Annotated in this window: 17 protein-coding genes; 10 read left to right on the forward strand and 7 right to left on the reverse strand. The window is 66.6% G+C overall.

The window, feature by feature from the left end:
- Positions 1-46: 46 nt before the first annotated feature.
- A complete protein-coding gene (locus BIZ42_RS00400) occupies positions 47-592 on the reverse strand; it encodes a sugar dehydrogenase complex small subunit (protein ID WP_083279917.1) in 546 nt (181 codons plus the stop codon).
- A gap of 181 nt (positions 593-773) precedes the next feature.
- Here BIZ42_RS00400 and BIZ42_RS00405 point away from each other — a divergent pair, with 181 nt between their 5' ends.
- Both BIZ42_RS00405 and BIZ42_RS00410 read left to right on the forward strand, forming a co-directional pair.
- Positions 774-1,019 carry a hypothetical protein gene (locus BIZ42_RS00405; protein WP_070425177.1) on the forward strand — a complete coding sequence of 82 codons (246 nt, stop codon included), beginning with the start codon at positions 774-776 and terminating at the stop codon, positions 1,017-1,019.
- Positions 1,020-1,025: 6 nt separating this feature from the next.
- Entirely contained in the window at positions 1,026-1,220 is a 195-nt protein-coding gene (locus tag BIZ42_RS00410) for a hypothetical protein (RefSeq protein ID WP_070425178.1), read from the forward strand.
- A 122-nt stretch (positions 1,221-1,342) separates the two neighbouring features.
- On the opposite strand, the gene BIZ42_RS00415 is transcribed toward BIZ42_RS00410, so the two are convergent.
- Positions 1,343-1,642, reverse strand: coding sequence for a hypothetical protein (locus BIZ42_RS00415; RefSeq protein WP_070425179.1), 300 nt, complete (start codon positions 1,640-1,642; stop codon positions 1,343-1,345).
- Positions 1,643-1,853: 211 nt separating this feature from the next.
- Here BIZ42_RS00415 and BIZ42_RS00420 point away from each other — a divergent pair, with 211 nt between their 5' ends.
- Positions 1,854-3,440: an SDR family oxidoreductase gene (locus BIZ42_RS00420; protein ID WP_070425180.1), complete on the forward strand. Its 1,587-nt coding sequence runs from the start codon at positions 1,854-1,856 to the stop codon at positions 3,438-3,440.
- Between the two features lie 122 nt (positions 3,441-3,562).
- Entirely contained in the window at positions 3,563-5,350 is a 1,788-nt protein-coding gene (locus BIZ42_RS00425; RefSeq protein WP_070425181.1) for a sensor domain-containing phosphodiesterase, read from the forward strand.
- Here BIZ42_RS00425 and BIZ42_RS00430 read toward each other — a convergent pair.
- Positions 5,340-6,014 carry a ChrR family anti-sigma-E factor gene (locus tag BIZ42_RS00430; protein WP_070425182.1) on the reverse strand — a complete coding sequence of 225 codons (675 nt, stop codon included), beginning with the start codon at positions 6,012-6,014 and terminating at the stop codon, positions 5,340-5,342. The two genes, BIZ42_RS00425 and BIZ42_RS00430, sit on opposite strands and share 11 nt — an antisense overlap.
- Positions 6,011-6,610, reverse strand: coding sequence for a sigma-70 family RNA polymerase sigma factor (locus tag BIZ42_RS00435; RefSeq protein ID WP_156785657.1), 600 nt, complete (start codon positions 6,608-6,610; stop codon positions 6,011-6,013). Before BIZ42_RS00435 ends, BIZ42_RS00430 begins: the two co-directional genes overlap by 4 nt.
- 176 nt (positions 6,611-6,786) lie before the next feature.
- Between BIZ42_RS00435 and BIZ42_RS00440 the strand changes: the two genes are divergently transcribed.
- From BIZ42_RS00440 to BIZ42_RS00450, 3 genes are read left to right on the forward strand one after another with little or no spacing between them, the layout of a single operon-like run.
- Positions 6,787-7,926, forward strand: coding sequence for an SPFH domain-containing protein (locus tag BIZ42_RS00440; RefSeq protein ID WP_046272823.1), 1,140 nt, complete (start codon positions 6,787-6,789; stop codon positions 7,924-7,926).
- A 21-nt stretch (positions 7,927-7,947) separates the two neighbouring features.
- Positions 7,948-9,300, forward strand: a complete 1,353-nt coding sequence (locus BIZ42_RS00445) for a hypothetical protein (RefSeq protein WP_070425184.1) — start codon at positions 7,948-7,950, stop codon at positions 9,298-9,300.
- Positions 9,297-9,545: a hypothetical protein gene (locus BIZ42_RS00450; protein ID WP_070425185.1), complete on the forward strand. Its 249-nt coding sequence runs from the start codon at positions 9,297-9,299 to the stop codon at positions 9,543-9,545. Before BIZ42_RS00445 ends, BIZ42_RS00450 begins: the two co-directional genes overlap by 4 nt.
- A gap of 30 nt (positions 9,546-9,575) precedes the next feature.
- On the opposite strand, the gene BIZ42_RS00455 is transcribed toward BIZ42_RS00450, so the two are convergent.
- Both BIZ42_RS00455 and BIZ42_RS00460 read right to left on the reverse strand, forming a co-directional pair.
- Positions 9,576-12,692, reverse strand: coding sequence for an efflux RND transporter permease subunit (locus BIZ42_RS00455; RefSeq protein WP_070425186.1), 3,117 nt, complete (start codon positions 12,690-12,692; stop codon positions 9,576-9,578).
- Between the two features lie 12 nt (positions 12,693-12,704).
- Positions 12,705-13,874: an efflux RND transporter periplasmic adaptor subunit gene (locus BIZ42_RS00460; RefSeq protein WP_070425187.1), complete on the reverse strand. Its 1,170-nt coding sequence runs from the start codon at positions 13,872-13,874 to the stop codon at positions 12,705-12,707.
- Positions 13,875-14,113: 239 nt separating this feature from the next.
- On the opposite strand from BIZ42_RS00460, the gene pip reads away from it, so the two are divergent.
- A complete protein-coding gene (pip, locus tag BIZ42_RS00465; RefSeq protein WP_070425188.1) occupies positions 14,114-15,061 on the forward strand; it encodes a prolyl aminopeptidase in 948 nt (315 codons plus the stop codon).
- 9 nt (positions 15,062-15,070) lie between these two features.
- Positions 15,071-15,823: a sulfite exporter TauE/SafE family protein gene (locus BIZ42_RS00470; protein WP_070425189.1), complete on the forward strand. Its 753-nt coding sequence runs from the start codon at positions 15,071-15,073 to the stop codon at positions 15,821-15,823.
- A gap of 10 nt (positions 15,824-15,833) precedes the next feature.
- Here BIZ42_RS00470 and BIZ42_RS00475 read toward each other — a convergent pair whose 3' ends face one another.
- Positions 15,834-16,367, reverse strand: coding sequence for a serine hydrolase domain-containing protein (locus BIZ42_RS00475; RefSeq protein ID WP_070425190.1), 534 nt, complete (start codon positions 16,365-16,367; stop codon positions 15,834-15,836).
- Positions 16,368-16,724: 357 nt separating this feature from the next.
- Between BIZ42_RS00475 and BIZ42_RS00480 the strand changes: the two genes are divergently transcribed.
- Positions 16,725-17,948 carry an MFS transporter gene (locus tag BIZ42_RS00480; protein ID WP_070425191.1) on the forward strand — a complete coding sequence of 408 codons (1,224 nt, stop codon included), beginning with the start codon at positions 16,725-16,727 and terminating at the stop codon, positions 17,946-17,948.
- Positions 17,949-17,958 lie beyond the last annotated feature (10 nt).

A 17,958-nucleotide genomic window follows, 5' to 3' on the forward strand; every position in this document is an offset into this window, starting at 1 on the left:
GAGAGGGATTCCAGATCAGTAACAGGGAAAAGAGAACCGCGCAGGCTTATGCGTGGGCTCGAATCGGGGCCGGCGGCTCAGCGGTCCACCAGGCGGGTCCGCCCTGGACATAGGTCGGTGGCGAAAGGCCATCGTCCACGCAGCGCTGCATCAGCGCATCGCGATAGGACACGGTCACGGCATGGACCCCTTTGCCCACCGTGCCGGTATACCAGGCAGTGATGATGGCAAGGGCCGCGGGCTGGGCCTCGCCGGCGGCGGCGACCAACGCCGTGGCACCGCTCACCTGCCCGGCCAGCGTGACCAGGGCAGGAAACTGCGCATGCAGGTCGGGCTGCAGGGTGGCAAACGCCTTTTCGATCCGTTCGGCCGTGGCCGGGTCGAGGTCGTTCTTGTCGGTCAGGGCGCGGGACAGCGAGAGGAAGGCGGTATCGGTCCTGGCCGCCGGCGCTGCTGCGGCGGGCGTTGCCACCGCAGGCGCTTTATCACGACAGGCCGCGAGCAGCGAAACCGAACCAACCGCAAGAAGGAAGCCTCGTCGTGTGAGGCCGTGCCCGCGCCGGTTCTCGTCCACTCCCTCGGGAATACTCATGATGTCTACTCTGCTCCGTAACACGCCGGCTCCCCGCCCGCAGACCACGGAACGGCTAAGCATCGACGGCGGCAAGGGTACTCCATGCCGCTGTCGTCACAGAGTGATCAACGAGGTGATCACGGATCAGCAACAGCCTCGACGTTACAAACCGGAGTGGTATCCCTCCCGGAGAATCGTCATGCGCACCTTGTTGATCACCGCCCTTGCCACGATGGCGCTGTCTGCCTGCAGCCAGGCCGAGCACACTGATCAAGGCAAGCACGCCGATACGATCGAGCAGCCTGCCACCGCCCCGGCCGCGGGCGATACGTCGCGCAACGTGCCCGGTGGCGGTAGTGGAACGGCCGCCTCCGAGGCGCAGGACTCCGGGCACGGCACCGGGACCAGCGCGGAGCCGAAGCGCGAATCCCCGCCGAAGCCGTGATCCCCCATGACCCCACTCGATAAACCCGTGCGCCGGGAGGTCAAGATCGGCGACCAGGCGTACACGCTGACCATCGATCCCGACGGCCTGAAGCTGGTGCCGAAGGGAAAACGGAATGGCCTCACCCTGAAGTGGGCCGAACTGGTGAATGGTGACGCCGCGCTGGCCACTGCGCTGCAGGCCTCGCTCGCGTCAGGCTGAGCGAGCGCGGCGTTCGTGCCCGATCAGGGCTGGACGTTGTTCTTATCTGGCGTGCTCATCGGCCGGCAGATCTGCACCCTGCGACGGCGTGTCCGCATGCTCATGCGGCTGCCCGGATCGGATCAGGTGCCGCACACGCCCGCCGCACGCCACTGGCGCAATGCGGCCCCCTTCAGGGACTGCTCGCCGCAGCCGGTGGGGCAGCGCAGCAGGCGCGCCGCCGAGGTGCTCACGAATCCTTCCCCTTCCCGGGCGTTGAACACCACCTCACAGGACAGGCACCGCGCCACCATCGAGTACAGATGCACGATACGGCCGCTGCCCGGGTCCTGCAGGGCGCTCACATCCAGCAGCTCGAAGTGGCAACTGTCCGGCAACGGGCGCCGGGGAAGCGGAAGGGACACGGAGGTCTGCAGGCTCACGGGGAAGGGCCATCGATTGGGTGGAGGCCACTCTATGGGGCGCGGTGTGGAGCGGATGTGGAGCCAGGGATGGGCGCCGCTCAGCACCAAATCCCAGGATCAGGGACAATAGCCGCCCATCGTTTGCCCCGGCCTGCCGGCGCATGCCCCGTCGGGGGCCACCGCGCGGCGCCCGCCTGCCTGTCTTCCTGCTGCTTTTCCCGGACCCGAATTGAATACCACCGCCCTGCCCCTTGCCGACGACGACCTGCCCCTGACCGACCGGCTGCGCGCCGCGCTGGACCTGCTGGAGGCCATCGAAGCCGACCGCAGCGTGCTCGATACGCTGCCCGACGCCGACCGTACCCGCCTGCACCAGGTGGTGGCCAAGGTCTACCACCCCGAGCCCAAGGCGCGGCGGGCGAAGCTGAAACAGCAGGCCAAGCAGCGCCACCAGGAAAAGGTGGCCAAGGCCGAGGCCCTGCTGGAGCAGACCGGCATCCGCGCCCTGCGCCGCAAGCCCGTGTTCAGCACCCCGAATTACTTCCCGCCCCATGCCGCCGGCCTGCATGACGCCTCCAATGGCGAGCATGCCGCCGCCGCGCCGGAGCCGGTGCATTCCCCGGAGCTGCGCCACTGCTATGTGTGCAAGCAGAAGTTCACCCAGCTGCACCATTTCTATGACCAGATGTGCCCGGCCTGTGCCGAGCTGAACTTCTTCAAGCGCACCGAAACCGCCGACCTGAGCGGGCGCGTCGCGCTGCTGACCGGTGGCCGGGTCAAGATCGGCTACCAGGCCGGACTCAAGCTGCTGCGCGCCGGCGCCGAGCTGATCGTGACCACGCGCTTCCCGCGTGACTCGGCCGCGCGCTACGCCGAAGAGCCCGACTTCGCCGAATGGGGCCACCGCCTGCAGGTGTACGGCCTGGACCTGCGCCACACCCCCAGCGTGGAAGCCTTCTGCAGCGAACTGCTGGCCACCCGCCCGCGCCTGGACTTCATCATCAACAACGCCTGCCAGACCGTGCGCCGCCCGCCGCAGTTCTATGCGCACATGATGGCCGGTGAAACCGCGCCGCTGCACGAGGTGCCGGACACGCTGCGCAAGCTGATCGGCGATTACGAAGGCCTGCGCAGCGCCGAACTGCTCGGCACCACCGCCTCGGCCGCGCTGCCGGTGGTCCAGGGCCGCGACTTCAATGCCGCCAACGGCCTGACCCGTGCTGCCGAGCTGTCGCAGGTGCCGCTGCTGGACGATGAGCTGGTGGCGCAGCAGCATCTGTTCCCGGAAGGTCGCCTGGACCAGGACCTGCAGCAGGTGGATCTGCGCGGGCGCAACTCCTGGCGCATGCTGATGGCCGAAGTGCCCTCGGTGGAACTGCTGGAAACCCAGCTGGTCAACGCCATCGCACCGTTCATCATCAATGCGCGCCTGAAGCCGCTGATGCTGCGCACGCCCGAGCGTGACAAGCACATCGTCAACGTTTCGGCGATGGAGGGGCAGTTCTACCGCAACTTCAAGACCACCCGCCACCCGCACACCAACATGGCCAAGGCTGCGCTGAACATGATGACGCGCACCTCGGCAGCGGATTACCAGAACGACGGCATCCACATGAACAGCGTCGACACCGGCTGGGTGACCGACGAGGATCCGGCGGATATCGCGGCCAAGAAAGTGAAGGAAGAGCGCTTCCATCCGCCGCTGGATATCGTCGACGGCGCCGCCCGCATCGTCGACCCGATCATCCACGGCATCAACACCGGCGATCACGTCTGGGGTCAGTTCCTGAAGGACTACGCGCCCACCGACTGGTAACTGCATCCAGCTGCGTGTGTCGTACGTATAGCCTGGAAGGAACGCCGCCGGTTCAAGCGGCAAGGGACAGGAGGCCCACTTTTCCGGCTTCGGCCGTGGCCTCCACCCCCAGTCGAATCACGATGAGCCCCCCCACCTCACAACGCGACGAACGCAGCGCGGTCCTCAGTGCCATGCAGGTCGACGGTCTGGCGTCCCTGCCTGCACTGGACAGGCTCACCGCGCTGGCCGGTTACACCTTCGATGCCCCGGTGGCATTCGTCTCGATCCTGGGGGATGTGAAGCAGCGCTTCCTTTCCCGGATTGGCCTGCCCATGGCGCAGACCGACATCCGCGCCTCGATCTGCGCCCACGCCGTCACCGCCGATGGCGTGCTGGTGGTTCCGGATCTCCGCCAGGACCCCCGCTTCCGCGACAACCCGCTGGTCACCGACAGCCCGCATCTGCGCTTCTACGCGGGCGCACCGCTGGTGGCAAAGAACGGGGTCGCCATCGGGGCCCTGTGCGTCATGGACACACGCCCGCGCATGTTCGACGAGGGTGATCAGGATCAGCTGGCCACCCTGGCCGAGCTGGTCGTCGCGCAGCTGGAGCTGCGTGCGATGTCCGGTCGGCTGGACCCGGTCAGCGGCCTGCCGAGCCGGCACCAGCTGCATGCGGATCTGCCCGGCATCCTGGCGCGTTGCACTGAAGGAACGGCCTACGCCGTCGCGGTGGACATCCTCGACATTCCACGCGCCAACCAGGTGGGCCAGGTGCTGGGCCTGCGTCCGCTGGAGGCCTTGATCCGGCGCGCCGGCGTCCGCCTGCGTGCCGCGCTGGAGGGCGTGGCCACGGTGTACCACGTGGGGGTGACGCGGTTTGCCTTCGTGGTCGAGATGCCGGCCGCAGCCCAGGTGGAGGCGCTGATCCTGGAATTGAGAACGCGCATGCTGCGCCCGCTGATGGCCGCGGCAGTGCCGATGTCGCCACGCTTCCATGCCGGCATCTGCGCCGTCGAACCGGGCGAAGAAGACAGCCACGACCTGCTGCGGCGGCTGCTCGTCAGCATGCACGGTGCGTTCGACGCACGTCGGCCGTTCTGCTGGTACTCCGAACAGCGCGACGAAAAGATGCACCGCGCCTACCGCCTGGCCTCCGATGCCGAACGCGGGCTGCAGGCCGGCGATTTCCACCTGGATTACCAGCCCCGCTTCACCCTGGACGGCCGGCGCCCGGTCTCGGCCGAAGCCCTGATCCGCTGGACCCACCCCACCCTGGGGTCGATCAGCCCGGCCGAGTTCATTCCGGTCTTCGAGCGGACCGCCCTGATGGATGAGGTGACCAACTGGGTGCTCGACACCGCGCTCGATCAGGTCCAGGCGTGGCGCGCCCACGGGCTGGATATTCCGGTCTCGATCAACCTCTCCAGCAGTTATCTGTCCAACGCCTCGGCATGGCACGACATCCGCAGCAAACTCGAGCACAGGGCGCTGCCGTTCTCGATGATCGAACTGGAGATCACCGAGGGCGAATGGCTGCGCCCGGGCTCCCCGGCCATCGGCCATATCGCAGCGATGACGCAGGCCGGCATCACTGTGGCGATCGACGACTTCGGCAGCGGCTACAGCAATTTCAGCTATCTGTCCGACCTTCCCATCCACACCGTGAAGCTGGACAAATCGTTGATCGATGGCATCGCCATCAATCCCCGGGCGCGCGCCAAGGTCTCGGCCATCCATCATCTGGCGCATGAGCTGGGCTACCTCACCGTGGCCGAGGGAGTCGAGCATCAGGCGCAGGTGGAGGTGCTGGCTGCGATGGGGGTCGATGAAGTCCAAGGCTACCTGCTTGCCCGGCCGATGTCCCCGGCCTTGGTGATGCAGGTGTTCGAAGCGGCCGCGATCACGGCCTGCCCGGTCAGAGTTTGAACACCTGCTGCAGCTTCCGCGCGAACCATCCGCTGAAGACCAGGGGCGCATCCAGCGCTGAAACGCAGATGCACGCCACCCCGGGGGTGGTCACCGGCTGATGCTCGACCTGGCTGTCGAGATCGGCCACATCGCCGGGGGCGAAATGCCCCAGTGAATCATCATAGGCACCGCGAAGGATCTGGGTCAGCTCGCTGCTGCCGTGGCTGTGCATGGGCAGGCATTTGCCCGGGGCGATCTTCAGCATGATCAACGACGGGTGCGCCGCTGCGCGGATGCAGTGGACACCCGGCGCCATCCACCGCCATTTCAGCGAGCGGTAGGACGTTCCGAAATGCGGTGCCAGCGCCGCCGGCAGTTGATCCGGGTCGTGCCCAGGCGCGACGCGCACCGCTGCCTGGCCACGCATGCCATCCTCCACTGGCGCGGCATCCAGGCGCGTCAGCATGGTCTGCCGAAGCGCGGCCTGGCGATCCTCCGCCCCGGGCGGCGGCAATTGCTGCTCCAGCAGCAGTCCCCCGACCCGTTCGGCCGCGCGCAGTTGTTCCCGGCAGTAGGCGCAGGCTTCCAGGTGCGCCGCGGCGACCACCGACATTTCCGGCGCCAGGGTTCCGGTGGCAAAGCCCAGGACGGTGGTCGGATCCAGGTGATGACGAGGATTCATCGCGACTCTCCCATCAACGACTGCAACTGCAGAAACGCACGCCGGATATGGGATTTCACGGTGCCCAGTGGCATATGCAGCTCGGTGGCGATCTCGGCGTGGGTCTTGGCTTCGAAATAGGACATCCGGATCAAACGGGCCTGCGTTGCGGAGAGTTCGTCCAGCCGCTGCTTGAGCCTGACGTGCTCGGTATGGCGTTCGGCCAGCGAGCCGCCCCCGTCGGCCTCTTCGGCGGCCTGCTCGACCACCTCGTGGGCATGCACCCAGATATGTTCCCGGCGCACGCGGTCGATATGCATGTTGCGCGCGACCCGGTACAGCCACGTGCCCAGGCTGCTGCGCGCCGGATCGTACAGGTCGGCACGGTTCCACAGTTTGAGCAGCACTTCCTGGGCGAGATCCTCGGCCACGCCATCGGCCGCCCCCAACCCACCCAGGTAGCGGCACAGACGCGGCATGAAGTGGTCGTAGATGCGCAGGAAGCACTCGCGGTCGCGCGAGCCGGCCACCGCCGCCATTTCCGGCGCCCAGGTCTTGATCTCCGTCGTGGATTGAGCGGGGGCGGCAATCATCCGGGCGGCCTCGAAGGGCGTCATCCTGGCAACAGGCGGGTCAGCCTCCATGGTAGGCCACTTCCGGGGGATCGGCGACTTGGGGTTCATGGCGCTTGTACGAGCAGAGCGGCGTTCTGGATGCAGGTGCGTTGGCTGCTGATATAGTCGGCCGAGCATGGCGGGCACGGTGCCCGGCCACGAATCACAGGGAGTTGGTCATGGGTCTTCGTCAGGCGGTGGCAGGTGCAGTGGGTGGTGTTCTGGCCGACCAGTGGAAGGACTTCTACACCGTGCCGACGGGCCTGCCCTCCACGGCAGCGCTGTTCGCGGCGGTCCCGCGCGGCACCAATGCCGGGCGCGGCTCCAACACCAGCGCCTCCTCCAACATCATCACCAACGGCTCCAGGATCGTCGTGCCCGAAGGCTACGGCCTGCTGCTGTTCCAGGATGGCGCGATCACCGGCTTCGTCGCCGAGCCGGGTGGCTATGAATGGCGCTCGGACGATACCAACTCGCAGTCGATCTTCGCCGGCGACGGCTTCGTCAGCCCGCTGATCAAGCAGAGCTGGGAACGCTTCAAGTTCGGCGGCCAGCCCGGGTCGCAGCAGGCGGCATTCTTCGTCTCGCTGAAAGAGCTGCCGGACAACCGCTTCGGCACGCAGTCCGAAATCTACTGGGACGATGGTTTCCTGGGCACGCAGGTCGGCGCGGTCACGCGCGGCTCGTACACGCTGAAAATCGTCGATCCGATCCTGTTCGTGAAAAACTTCGTGCCGGCCAGCTACCTGCAGCCGGGCCAGGTGTTCGATTTCACCGATCTGGACAACGCCGCCGCCAGCCAGCTGTTCAACGAGGTGGTGGGCTCGCTGGCCCCGGCCTTCAGCCTGTATACGAACGACCCGGGCAAGGGCAACCGGATCACCAAGCTGCAGCAGGACTCGCTGGGCTTCGCGCAGAGCCTGTCCGCCGCCGTCGAGCAGGGCTACCAGTGGAAGTCCGATCGCGGCCTGGCCATCGTCAAGACCGCCATCGTCTCGATCGAGTACGACGCCAACACGCGTGAACTGCTCAAGACCGTGCAGCGCGCCGATGCGCTGGCCGGCTCGCGCGGCAACTCCAACCTGCAGGCCAGCGTGGCCCAGGGCATCCAGTCGGCGGGCGAGAACGGCGGTGCCGCCGGCCTGGTCGGCGTCGGCATGGCCTCGGGCATGCTCGGGGTTGGCGGGATGCAGCAGCCGGTCGCCCCGGCCGCGGACGACCCGGTCGCCAAGCTGAAGAAGGCCAAGGAGATGCTGGATCTCGGCCTGATCACCCAGGACGACTACGACAAGCTCAAGGCCAAGGCGCTGGGGCTGTAAGACACCGAGCGCACCGACACCATGTCCGACCCCAAGATGCCACCGCCGATCCCGGCGGGTCCGCCACCGTTGCCGCCCTTGCCCTCGCCCGCGGCGCCGGTCACCGGCCCGGGCTCGCCCCGGGAGGTGCCGCCGGTGCCGGGCAGTTTCCCGATCGACCCGGCCACCCTGCCCCAGCCCATCCGCGATGAAGTGCTGGCGCCCGATCCGGCCGCGCTGAACACCTCTGCGGCCGAGCTCAAGGACGGCGTCAACCGCTGCCCGAACTGCGGCTCCAGCGATGTGCGGCTCAAGCTCGGCACCGATGTACTGGTCTGCCAGTTCTGCCGTCACGAATGGCACGGCGACCGGGTCGAGGAAGCGTTCGGGTTCGGCGAAGGGATCGGCGAGCTTCGCGGTACCGTGGTCGCGTCCGGTGCGCGCGACATCGACACTGGCACCGCCAGCCTGATGAGCTTCAAGTGCACTGGCTGCGGGGCGGAAGTCACCATCAACACCGAAAGCACCATGACCGCACGCTGCCACTGGTGCCGCCACGTGTTCGGGGTCAACGAACAGATCGCCAACGGCGCGGTGCCCGATGCGGTGCTGCCGTTCCGCATCAGCAAGGACGACGCGGTCGCGCGGATCCGGCAGTTCGTGGACAAGCGGCGCCTGTTCGCGCTGAAAGCCTTCAAGGACCAGTTCACGCCGGAAAACGTCACCGGCGTCTACCTGCCCTACATGATCGTGGACAGCAACGTCAGTGCCAGCATCTCGGGCAAGGGTGAAATCCAGACGCGGCAGTACACGCGCGGCACCGAAAAGAACAAGCAGACCTACTACGACGCCGACGTCTACCAGGTGGACCGCCAGGTCGATTTCACCGTGGACGACCTGACCCTGGAGTCATCGGCCGAGCGCGGCAATCTGGACATCCAGAGCAACACCAACAACATCATCAACGCGATCCTGCCGTTCGACACCAAGAATGCGCTGAAGTGGAACGCCTCCTACCTGGCCGGCTTCACTTCGGAAAAGCGCAATCTCGATGTGGAGAAACTGCGCCCGCGGCTGGAGGATCAGCTGCTGTCGATCGCCCGCGCCCAGGTGGAAGGTTCGGTGCGCCGCTACGATCGTGGCGTGCGCTGGGAGCGTGAGCGCGTGGATGTGCATGGCACCCGCTGGGTGTCGATGTACCTGCCGGTGTGGCTGTACTCGTATCACCAGCCGGGCCGCAATGGCGGCATGCTGCACTACATCGCGGTGAACGGCCGCACCGGTGAAACCATGGGCAGCGTGCCGGTGCAGCAGTGGAAGCTGCTGCTGGCCGCGCTCACCACCGGCACCATCATCGAAGCCCTCCTGCTTTTCTTCCTGGTAGCTGCCTCATGAGCGATGACAGTGGTCTCTGGCTGCTTGCCGCCGGCCCCGCCGGTGCAACGGCGTTGTACTGGGCGCTGTACCGGTACTACCGCAACACCGACAAATCCCACGCGTTCGAGCGCGACACCGCGATCGACGCCAAGCCCGTCACCGGTTCAGACCGCAAGGTCGATACGGTGACGGGCACGCAGCAACGGCGCATCCGCGGTGACAATGTGGCGGCGTACCGAACGCGGGTGCAGCGCGATGGATGACACCTCCATCGGCATTGACTGCCGATGGCATCAACGCGTTCGGTTGAACCCCCGCTGCACGATGACGAAGAACAGCGGGACGAAGAACACACCCAGCAGCGTGCCCACGACCATGCCGCCGAGTACGCCAGTCCCGATCGCCCGCTGAGCACCGGAACCGGCACCCGACGCGAGCGCCAGCGGTAGCACGCCCAGGCCAAAGGCCAGCGAGGTCATGATGATCGGGCGCAGACGGTCGCGCACGGCATGCATCGTCGCTTCGATCAGGCCGGCGCCCTTCTCCAGGTTTTCCTTGGCGAACTCCACGATCAGGATCGCGTTCTTGCTGGTCAAGCCCACTGTGGTCAGCATCGCCACCTGGAAGTAGATATCGCGCTCCATGCCGCGGAACGTGTTGGCCAGCACCGCGCCGAGGATGCCCAGCGGCGCCACCAGCAGCACCGCGGTCGGCACGCTCCAGCTTTCATACAGCGCGGCCAGGCACAGGAACACGATCAGCAGTGACAGCGTGTAAAGCAGCGGGGTCTGCAACGTCGCACCGTTTTCCTGGAGTGCCGTGCCGGTCCATTCGATGCCGAAGCCCGGCGGCAGCTGCTGGGCAAGACGTTCGATTTCGGCGATCGCGCGTCCTGAGCCTGTCCCTGGGGCCGCTGCCCCGAGGATTTCCCGGGCGGGCATCCCGTTGATGCGCTCCAATCTCGGTGAAGAATGCCTCCATTCGATCGAAGCAAACGCGCTGAACGGCACCATCTCACCCGCCGCATTCCTCACCGACCAGAGTGCGAAGTCATCCGGGCTCGTCCTGAACGATGCATCGGCTTGAAGGTAGACGCGCTTGAGCCGACCGCGGTCGTTGAAGTCGTCTACATAACGGCTCCCCCAGGCGGTGGCCAGGGTGCTGTTGACCTCATCGATCGACAGTCCCAGCGCCGCAACCCGTTCGGCATCCACATTCACCTGCAGCGAAGGCATGTCGCTCAGCCCATTGGCGCGCATGCCAGCAAGGATCGGACTGGCCTCCGCCAGTGCCAGCAGCCTGTCCTGCGCCTCCAACAGCGCGGGATGGCCCCGGCCAATGCCATCCCGCAGGAAGAAGCTGAATCCTGCGGCCGTTCCCAACGCCGGGATGGCGGCAGGCGTCAGCACGTGGAAGGTGGCGCCCGGGTATGAGGCAAGCGCGGACCTGGCGCGCTCCGCCACCTTGTCCGCCTCGTCATCACCCCCTCTCGTGGACCAGTCCTTCAAGCGTATGAAGGCCTGCCCGTTGTTCTGCCCCATGCCCGAGTAGCTGAAGCCGACCACGGTGAGAAGGGCATCGACCACCGGATCATCCTCCAGGAAGTGCTTTTCCACCGCTTTCAACGCTGCCTCGGTATGGGCAAGTGTCGAACCGGCCGGACCCTGCACGAGTACCACCAGCGTTCCCTGGTCTTCGGTCGGCAGAAACGAAGAGGGAAGCCGCATGAACAGCACGATCATCGCGCCGGACAACAGCGCGAACAACGCCATGCTTCGCCACGGACGGGCCAACAGACCGGCGACCCCGCGCTGATAGGTGGCGCTGGTGCGTTCAAAACCCGTGTTGAACCTGCCAAAGGCCCGGGCCAGCGCGCCTGCCGGTGGTGACTGATGCCCGCCGGTCCTGACCGGCTTGAGCAGGGTTGCGCAGAGCGCTGGGGTGATCACGACCGCGACCAGCACCGACAGCGCCATGGCTGAGACGATCGTGGCCGAAAACTGGCGGTAGATGACGCCGGTGGCCCCACTCATGAAGGCCATCGGCACGAACACCGCCGACAGCACCAGGCCGATGCCGACCAGCGCACCGGTGATCTGGCCCATGGACTTGCGCGTGGCCTCCAGCGGAGAAAGTCCTTCCTCGGCCATGATCCGCTCGACATTCTCCACCACCACGATCGCATCATCGACCAGCAGGCCGATCGCCAGCACCATCGCGAACATGGTCAGCATGTTCACCGAGAAGCCCAGCGCGGACAGGATGCCGAACGTGCCAAGCAGCACCACCGGCACCGCGATCGTCGGGATCAGAGTCGCGCGGAAGTTCTGCAGGAACAGGTAGATCACCAGGAACACCAGCACGATCGCCTCCAGCAGCGTGGAGATGACGCTGCGGATGGAGGCCTTGACGAAGGGCACGGAGTCATACGGCACCACGACGCGCAGCCCGGCGGGCATGTCCGGGGCCATGCTTTCCAGTGCTTTGTCTACCGCCTCGCGCGTGCGCAGTGCGTTGGCCCCCGGAGCCAGGTAGACCCCGATGGCCGCAGCGGGCCGTGCATTGAGTCGGTTGCTGAAATCGTAACTTTCCGCGCCGAGTTCAACGCGGGCCACATCACCGAGCCGCAACTGGCTTCCATCCGGATTCCCCCTCAGGATGATCGCCCGGAACTGCGCAGCACTGGACAAACGCGATCCCGCGTCGACGAATGCCGTCATCGCCTGCGCCTCCACGCCGGGCGCGCCGCCCATCTCGCCCAGCGCAATCTGCGCGTTCTGCGCGCGAATGGCTTGCGCTATCTCATCGACCGTCAAACGATAGGCGTGGAGGCGAGCAGGATCCAGCCAGATGCGCATCGCATACTTGCCGCCATACTCACGTACAAAGCCAACGCCCTCCACTCGGCTGATCACATCCACCACGGACGAGCCCACGTAATCGGCCACATCGGCGGCCTCCATGCTGCCATCTTCAGACACGAAGCCCAGAATCTGCAGCACGTCCGCACCGGACTTTGAGACGTTGACACCGCGCCGCTGCACCTGCTCGGGCAGCGAGGGCATCGCGCGCTGTACGCGATTCTGTACGTGTGGCTGGATCGTCTCCAGGTCCGTGCCCGGCTCGAAGACGATGCTGATGGTGGCGTAACCCCCGTAGGAGTAACTCTGTGAAGAAAAGTACAGCATCCCGTCCAGGCCGGTGAGGTGCTGCTCGATGACCTTGGTGACCGTTTCCTCGATGACCGTGGCTGACGCCCCCGGGTAGATCGCCGTGATCGTCAGCGTGGGCGGCGCCACTTCCGGGTACATCGACACCGGCAGCTTGAGCACCGCCAGGCCACCGGCGAGCATGATGATGATCGCAATCACCCACGCGAAGATGGGGCGATCAATGAAAAAACGTGCCATGGAATTCTCCGGTTACTGCTGGGCGGCGGGAGCCGCCGGCGCGGCGGCCGGCTTGGCCGGGGCCGCGCCCATTTCGGTGGCCTGCACGGGCATGCCCGGCTGGATCTTCTGCAGGCCTTCGACGATGACCTTGTCACCGGCCTTCAGCCCGTCCTCCACCAGCCACTTGTCGCCGAGCGAGCGGCTGACCTTGACCTGCCGCACTTCGACCTTGTCGTCCTTGCCGACCACCATGGCGCTGGTATCACCCTTGGGATCGCGGGCGATGCCCTGCATCGGCACCAGGATCGCGTTCTCGCGCACGCCGCTGCCGACCTGCGCACGCACGTACATGCCCGGCATCAGCACCTGGTCCGGGTTCTCGACCTTGACCCGCAGCGCGTAGCTGCCGGTGGTCGGGTCCACGCTGACTTCGGAGAATTCCAGGGTGCCCTTGTGGTCGAACTCGGTGCCGTCATCGAGCAGGATCGTCACCGGCAGGGTCTGGTTGTCCTGCAGGCGGCCGCTGGCCAGCTCGCGGCGCAGCTGCAGCAGCTCGCTGGCGGACTGGGTCAGATCGACATGGATCGGGTTCAACTGCTGCACGGTGGCCAGCGCTTCGGCCTGGCCGGCGCTGACCAGCGCGCCCTGGGTGACCGAGGACTTGCCGATGCGGCCGCTGATCGGCGCGGTGATGCGGGCATAGCCCAGCGTCACGTTGGCCGTATCCAGCGCGGCACGCGCGGCGCCGACATCGGCTTCGGCCTGCTTGAGCGCGGCGATCGCGTTCTCGTTGTCCTGGGTGCTGACCGCTTCGACCTTGGCCAGCTCGCCGATGCGCCTGGCGCTCAGGCGTGCGGCATTGGCGGTGGCTTCGGCGCGCGCCAGCTGGGCGCGGGCGCTGTTGGCCTGGGCCCGGTAGCTGGCGTCATCGAGCTGATACAGCGGCTGCCCCGCGGTGACCAGGCCCCCTTCGGTGAACAGGCGCTTGGCCACGATGCCGTTGACCTGCGGGCGCACCTCGGCCACCAGGAAGGCGTTGGTCCGGCCCGGCAGTTCGCGCGTCAGCGAAACGCTGGTGCGATCCAGCCTGCTGTAGTGGACCGCTGGCGGTTCGCGTGGATCCGCCACACCGGGCGAGCCGCATCCCGAAAGAATCAGCAGCATCAGTGCGCAAAGCGCATGGCAGTGATGTTTCGTCATACATCGGTTCCTTTCATTCAATAGCTCTCCTGAACGTCGAACGGAGCATCTCCGCCGTCGATGCATCGCCTGCCCAGGCAACGGTGCATGGAACGGCAAGCGCAGGCGAAATGCCATGCGAAACGTCGCATTGAGCACGCTCAGGAAATTGCGATTCATGGGTCGCTCAGGCCAGCCCCGCCGATCCGCATACGCTGCAGCGGTATCATTGTTGTTGGACTCTTCGAGTGACCCACTCCATGCGCAGCCTCTATCCCGCGATCACCCCGTTCCGCACCCATCACGTGCCCGTGGACGAGTTGCACACCCTGTTCGTGGAGGAGTGCGGCACTCCGGACGGCATCCCGGTGGTGTTCCTGCATGGCGGACCGGGTGCCGGCGTCTCCCCGGTGCACCGTCGTTTCTTCGACCCGGCGCGCTATCGCATCGTATTGATCGACCAGCGTGGCAGCGGGCGCTCCACGCCATTCGGCGAGCTGCGCGACAACACGACGCAGCACCTGGTCGCGGACGTGGAGCTCATCCGCGAGCTGCTGGGTATCGACCGCTGGCTGGTGTTCGGGGGATCGTGGGGCTCCACGCTGGCACTCGCCTACGCCCAGGCACACCCGGAACGCGCGACCGGTGTCATCGTGCGCGGCGTGTACCTCGGCCGCGCCGAGGAGAACCGCTGGTTCGCCGAAGCCGACGGCGGTGCGCGCTGGGTCTTCCCGGAGCGCTGGGCGCGCTACGAGGCATACATCCCTGAAGAAGAGCGCGGCGACATGATCGCCGCCTACTGGCGGCGCCTGGACAGCCCGGACGAAGCGACCCGCATCGCGGCGGCACAGGCCTGGCTGGGGTGGGAGGATCACGCCGCCACGCTGGAGCACGATGTGGATGCGGTGTCCGCTGATGATCCGCTGCATACGCTGGCCAAGGCGCGCATCGAGGCGCACTACTTCCGCAACCACGCCTTCCTCGAACCTGGGCAGCTGCTGCGGGATATCGACCGCATCCGGCACCTGCCGGGCGTGATCGTGCAGGGCCGCTACGACATCATCTGTCCGGCGCGCAGCGCGTGGGATCTGGCCTGCGCCTGGCCTGAAGCATCGCTGCAGATGGTCGTGTCGGGCCACAGTGCAACGGAACCTGCGACGGCAGATGCGCTGGTGCGCGCGACGGATGCCTTCGCCGGCAGGCAGTAAGGAGCGGCAGTGGATTCGATTTACCTGGTTGTCGCGCTGGGCGCCATCGTCGCCGGCTTTGTGCAGGGTCTTTCCGGCTTCGCCTTCGGGCTGGTGGCGCTGTCCTTCTGGGCCTGGGTGCTGGACCCCAGGCTCGCGGCGTCGCTCTCGGTGTTCGGTGCCCTCACCGGCCAGCTGCTGGCGGCCTTCACCGTGCGCCGCGGCTTCAACCTGAAGACCCTGCTGCCTTTCGTTCTGGGTGGGTTGGCCGGCATCCCGCTGGGCGTCTACCTGCTGCCCCTGCTCGACATGAACTGGCTCAAGGCGATCCTGGGCACCCTGCTGGTGCTGTGGTGCCCGGCCATGCTGCTGTCACGCCAGCTGCCGCGGGTCACCGCCGGCGGGCGCGCGGCGGACGGCGTGGTGGGGTTTGCCGGCGGCATCATGGGTGGTTTGGGTGGCTTCACCGGCACGCTGCCGACGCTGTGGTGCACGCTGCGCGGCTACGAGCGCGATGTGCAGCGCTCCGTCGTGCAGAACTTCAACCTGTCGATGCTGCTGGTCACCATGGGCACCTACGTGGGGACGGGCATCGTCACCCGTGACATGCTGCCGATGTTCGCCATCGTTGCGCCGGCCATGTTGATCCCGACCCTGCTCGGCACCCGCGTGTACATCGGTATCAGTGATCTGCGCTTCCGCCAGATCGTGCTGAGCCTGCTCACCGTTTCCGGGATCGCGTTGCTGGCGTCTTCGCTGCCGGCACTGCTGGGCTGGCGCTGAGGCGAGCCGGTTACAGCGGCAGGCGATTGCCGACGAAGCTGACCACATTCTCCATCGCATCGGGATCGACATTGCTCAGCCCGATCACCACATAGCCCTGGCTGGGCAGCACGATGAGCGCGGCATTCGCGCCGGGCGCCCCGCCCTCGTGGCCATACTGGCGCTGCTCGTCCTCGCCACTCACCATGAAGCCGTAGCCGTACCAGCCCTTGGTGTTCTGCGGCGAGGTGGCTGCCTGCACCGCCGCGGCCGGGATCAGCCTGCCAGCGCGCAGCGCTTCGGCGAAGCGGAGCAGATCCCGGGCGGTGCTGTAGCCGCCGCCCGCCGACGTGCCTCGCAGCGGCAGGATCCGCAGTGTCTTGAGGGAGGCTTTGCGGGTCTCGAACGCGTCGTCGAAGATCTCGCCCAGGCCGCTGGTGTGGTTGAGCAGCTGGCGGATCGTGACTGCCGCGGCTACCGCTTGGTTGGGGTAGTCCTCCAGGTGGCTGGCAACCGTATCGTCCAGCGAAAGCCTGCCAGCCTCGGCCAACTGCAGGATGCCCACTTAGGCCGCCAGCCAGCGAGTGAAGATCTGCTCGGCCTGCGCAGGGTCGATGGGCGCCCCGGCCCAGCTCGAGGTGCTGAAGAGCAGCAGCACCACCATGAGTGTTCTGATCGGCAACATCCTGTCCTCCTTTCCGCTGGGCTGCCGTCCGGCAGTCGGAGGGAGTATGCCGCGTCGCGGGACCACCTGGGCCGTACCGCCTGCTTTTCAGAGGGCCTGCCCTGATTGCGACGACCGCCGCCCATATCGCGAGAGACGGGGCCCGAGTCGCGGTCTACGCTTGTCGCCTGTCCGCTTCCGGGTGCCAACGCCGCTGATACCCAGGCATCGGCACCCTCCCGCTCCTGATCCCGGCCCATGACCACTGAAACCGCTGCCCCGCCCGTCATCCCCACCGAACCGATCACCCCGGCCCCCCAACAGGGTTTCGCGATCCGCATCGTCGGCGCTGCCGCCTTCGCGCACCTGCTCAACGACATGATCCAGGCCGTGCTGCCGGCGGTGTATCCGATGTTCAAGAGCGAGTTTTCGCTCACCTTCGGCCAGATCGGCATCATCGGCCTGGTCTACCAGGTCACTGCCTCGCTGCTGCAGCCGTGGGTGGGCATGTACACCGACAAACGGCCGCTGCCGTACCTGCTGCCGTCGGGCATGATCGCCACCTTCGTCGGCATCGCCCTGATGGCGGTGGCGACCCGCTACGAAATGCTGCTGGTTGCTGCGGCGATCGTCGGCATCGGTTCGGCCACCTTCCATCCCGAAGCCTCGCGCGTGGCGCGCATGGCCTCGGGCGGCCGCTTCGGCACCGCGCAGTCCACCTTCCAGGTCGGTGGCAATACCGGCTCGGCGATCGGGCCGCTGCTGGCGGCCTTGATCGTGATCCCGCACGGGCAGCGTGCCATTGCATGGTTCATGCTGGCGGCTGCGTTGGCCATCACCGTGCTGTTCCGTCTCACCGGCTGGACCGTGCAGCACGGCCAGGCAAAGATGAAGAGCCTGGCCAAGAGTCACGGCGTCGGGTTGAGCCGCGGCAAGGTGATCCAGGCCATCGCAGTGATCGCGGTGTTGATGTTCGCCAAGTTCGTCTACATCGCCTCGTTCACCAACTACTTCACCTTCTACCTGATCGAGCGCTTTGGCCTGAGCGTGCAGCAGAGCCAGATGTACCTCTTCATCTTCCTGGCCTCGGTCGCGCTGGGTACCTTCATCGGCGGTCCGGTCGGGGACCGGATCGGGCGCAAGGCGGTGATCTGGATCTCCTTCCTCGGTGTTGCTCCGTTCGCGCTCGCCCTGCCCTACGCCAACCTGATGGGCACCGCCGTGTTGGCCGTGGCGGTCGGGCTGGTGATGTCCTCGGCCTTCGCGGCGTTGGTGGTGTACGCGCAGGAAGCGGTACCGGGCCGTGTCGGCATGGTGTCGGGCCTGATGTTCGGTTTGATGTTCGGCATCGGCGGAATCGGCGCGGCCGGGCTCGGCAAGCTGGCCGACGTGCACGGCATTGTGTGGGTCTACCACTTCACCTCGTATCTGCCGCTGCTGGGGCTGGCGACGGCGTTCCTGCCGAAGACCACGATGCGCTGAGCCGCGCGCC

The sequence above is a fragment of the Stenotrophomonas sp. LM091 genome (genome assembly GCF_001806305.1).
GTDB lineage: Bacteria > Pseudomonadota > Gammaproteobacteria > Xanthomonadales > Xanthomonadaceae > Stenotrophomonas > Stenotrophomonas bentonitica_A.

Bases quoted from the DNA above. Each gene is read 5' to 3' on its own strand.
- BIZ42_RS00455 (WP_070425186.1), bottom strand. From the start codon at position 12,692: ATGGCACGTTTTTTCATTGATCGCCCCATCTTCGCGTGGGTGATTGCG.
- BIZ42_RS00435 (WP_156785657.1), bottom strand. From the start codon at position 6,610: ATGACGCCCTTCGAGGCCGCCCGGATGATTGCCGCCCCCGCTCAATCC.
- BIZ42_RS00440 (WP_046272823.1), top strand. From the start codon at position 6,787: ATGGGTCTTCGTCAGGCGGTGGCAGGTGCAGTGGGTGGTGTTCTGGCC.
- BIZ42_RS00460 (WP_070425187.1), bottom strand. From the start codon at position 13,874: ATGACGAAACATCACTGCCATGCGCTTTGCGCACTGATGCTGCTGATT.
- BIZ42_RS00425 (WP_070425181.1), top strand. From the start codon at position 3,563: ATGAGCCCCCCCACCTCACAACGCGACGAACGCAGCGCGGTCCTCAGT.
- BIZ42_RS00445 (WP_070425184.1), top strand. From the start codon at position 7,948: ATGTCCGACCCCAAGATGCCACCGCCGATCCCGGCGGGTCCGCCACCG.
- BIZ42_RS00450 (WP_070425185.1), top strand. From the start codon at position 9,297: ATGAGCGATGACAGTGGTCTCTGGCTGCTTGCCGCCGGCCCCGCCGGT.
- BIZ42_RS00410 (WP_070425178.1), top strand. From the start codon at position 1,026: ATGACCCCACTCGATAAACCCGTGCGCCGGGAGGTCAAGATCGGCGAC.
- BIZ42_RS00480 (WP_070425191.1), top strand. From the start codon at position 16,725: ATGACCACTGAAACCGCTGCCCCGCCCGTCATCCCCACCGAACCGATC.
- pip (WP_070425188.1), top strand. From the start codon at position 14,114: ATGCGCAGCCTCTATCCCGCGATCACCCCGTTCCGCACCCATCACGTG.
- BIZ42_RS00405 (WP_070425177.1), top strand. From the start codon at position 774: ATGCGCACCTTGTTGATCACCGCCCTTGCCACGATGGCGCTGTCTGCC.
- BIZ42_RS00400 (WP_083279917.1), bottom strand. From the start codon at position 592: ATGAGTATTCCCGAGGGAGTGGACGAGAACCGGCGCGGGCACGGCCTC.
- BIZ42_RS00430 (WP_070425182.1), bottom strand. From the start codon at position 6,014: ATGAATCCTCGTCATCACCTGGATCCGACCACCGTCCTGGGCTTTGCC.